Origin of the sequence: Bradyrhizobium uaiense, from assembly GCF_010811875.1 — a bacterium.
Taxonomy (GTDB): Bacteria; Pseudomonadota; Alphaproteobacteria; order Rhizobiales; family Xanthobacteraceae; genus Bradyrhizobium; species Bradyrhizobium uaiense.
The window spans coordinates 1-248 of record NZ_VKHP01000784.1 but is presented as its reverse complement, the minus strand read 5'-3'; the positions used below and the strand labels follow the sequence as shown (position 1 = coordinate 248).

The window sequence follows — 248 nt, the reverse complement described above, 5'->3', positions numbered from 1 at the left end:
AGGACGACACTGAATGCATTCACACTCTCTCAGGGTGACGGATCGGATGTTACCTCCTCACCACGAAGGACAACAGTCTCGGCTCCTACGCGCGCTGTCCTCCCCGAGCCTCCCCGTTACTGCCGCGGCGGGCCGGAGGGTGTGATCGACGCCGTCGAGCAGCTTGCGCCGCAGGGCTTCACCGACGTCGATACCATTCTCAACTACGAAGCGCGCGAAGCGATCGTCCGCGGCTATGCCGCCAAGGC

1 pseudogene is annotated in these 248 nt (G+C 63.7%); it reads left to right on the top strand.

The features are described 5' to 3' along the window. Positions 1–123: 123 nt before the first annotated feature. Positions 124–248, top strand: a pseudogene (locus FNJ47_RS52265) (flavin-dependent oxidoreductase); the annotation flags it as partial.